General features: G+C 57.6%; 2 protein-coding genes. Both read right to left on the bottom strand.

Annotated features, from left to right (window positions below; translation table 11 throughout):
• The coding region (locus tag BN873_RS15195; RefSeq protein WP_048675588.1) for a hypothetical protein at positions 1–247 on the bottom strand (247 nt) is incomplete at its 3' end.
• Between the two features lie 759 nt (positions 248–1,006).
• Positions 1,007–1,647, bottom strand: a 641-nt coding sequence (locus BN873_RS15190; RefSeq protein WP_048675585.1) for an ANTAR domain-containing response regulator, incomplete at its 5' end; no start/stop codon positions are given.

Raw genomic sequence — 1,647 nt, 5'->3', positions numbered from 1 at the left:
CCGCATCCACCAACACCTCGTGCACGTAACGATGCGATTGAATTTTCTGCACCGTCGCCGTAAAGAGACCCTCTAAAAAAAGCTCGACGCCGACGTCAACCACAGCTACCGGAGCATCGGGATAGACGTCCCACACGGCCGCCTTGAGCTGCGCCAAGGGGGGCAGCGGCTGGCCCTGGGCATGCGCCTGTTCATAGCGTCGCCAGAGTTCGTAGGCGATCTCTTGGGTCATGCGCCGGTTAGCCATCCGTCGTTTCTCCCCGTGTTGATCGTGGTTCGGTGCTGGCCCTCTCCACTAAAAAGCGTTTCACCCAATTCCAAGCCGCACGCTGCCGTCGATGCGCCAGGATGCAGATCCATTCAAAGCGGACAGCGGGCCGGGACGCTGTAGGAGAACCGCCATTGATGAGAACACGTCTTGCGTATTGGGCAAGCACCGCCTCGATCACGCCAAAACGGTGGCCATTTTGAAAAAACACCAGGTGACAGGGGGATCGCAGGGCGCAAGAAGGCCCGCGCCGACCGGGAGGGGTCTTCGCGATGCAAGGGAAACGCCGCTGGGGGCCAGCGTGTGCTTCAGTGCGAGACGCCGCATGAGGATCAGACCCCACAAGGCAACCCCAGACATTGAGAGCACTCAATAAGCAAACGAGTTTAGGGGAGACCCGCCCAAGCAGGTCATCAAGAAGTGGACTCAGCACCGTGAAGTGACCCATCGTCTCTCCAAAAAACAGCGACAACTTACCCAATGTCTTGGCTGTTACCTGAGAACAGGCGAAAACCAAAACAGACTTATCAAAAAGTCAGACTATAAAGACGTCTTGGATAAATCAGTCGTGCCGCTTTCTGGGACGACCGGCCTCTCAGGACCCATTCCGCTAAGGCGGCCGGTAGGTCGTGGTCTAGCCTACGGGGAACTCACTGGCTATTGTTAAGGCAGCAAGTTCACTGCTCCCCGGTTGCGTCATTAGCAGTAAAAAAACGATACCAAGACCAATACGCGCTGTCAAGGTGGTGAACTGTCTGAGGTATAAAACAGGCGCTTTGCCAGCTCACGGGTCGTCATTTCGACCGTGTGTCGCTCGAGCGTTTGCTCGGCTATCTCGCTTAAGCGACAGCGTTGGGTGGAGGCGAGTGTTTTCATCATCTGGCGCGCCGCCGAAAAGGAGAGGTGATAGGTCGCCATAAACCAGCCCGTGGCGAGATCGACGGCATTGGGCGATTCTGGCGGCGTATAACTTGCCTGATAACGGGCGATGGCGCAGGCGACATGGGCGCGCAACTGAAACGGCGTGGGCGACTTCACCACATAAAGCCAAGCACCGGCTTGGGTCGCTGCGGCCAGCGAGGCGGGCGTCGCATCCACAGTGAGAATAATGACGGGCAATTGGTCTTTGAGTTGCGGGATGAGAGCAGACCCTGAACCGCCAGAGGTTTCGGAAAAGCCCAAATTCAAATCGATTAACGCGGCAGCGGGCCGTTCGCGTTCACAAAGGGCCCGCACGCCGTCGCTGCGATCGGTCATGATGAGCTGGTAATGCGCGGCGAGGGCGAGTTCAATGGCTTTACGGCTCGCGTCATGATCTTCCACGACTAAAAGCGTTTGCTGAGGACCCGGTTCGGTGACGGGTGTTTCAGTGACCGGCT

Origin of the sequence: Candidatus Competibacter denitrificans Run_A_D11 (assembly GCF_001051235.1) — a bacterium.
Lineage (GTDB): Bacteria > Pseudomonadota > Gammaproteobacteria > Competibacterales > Competibacteraceae > Competibacter_A > Competibacter_A denitrificans.
This window is presented reverse-complemented; position numbering and strand designations above follow the sequence as displayed.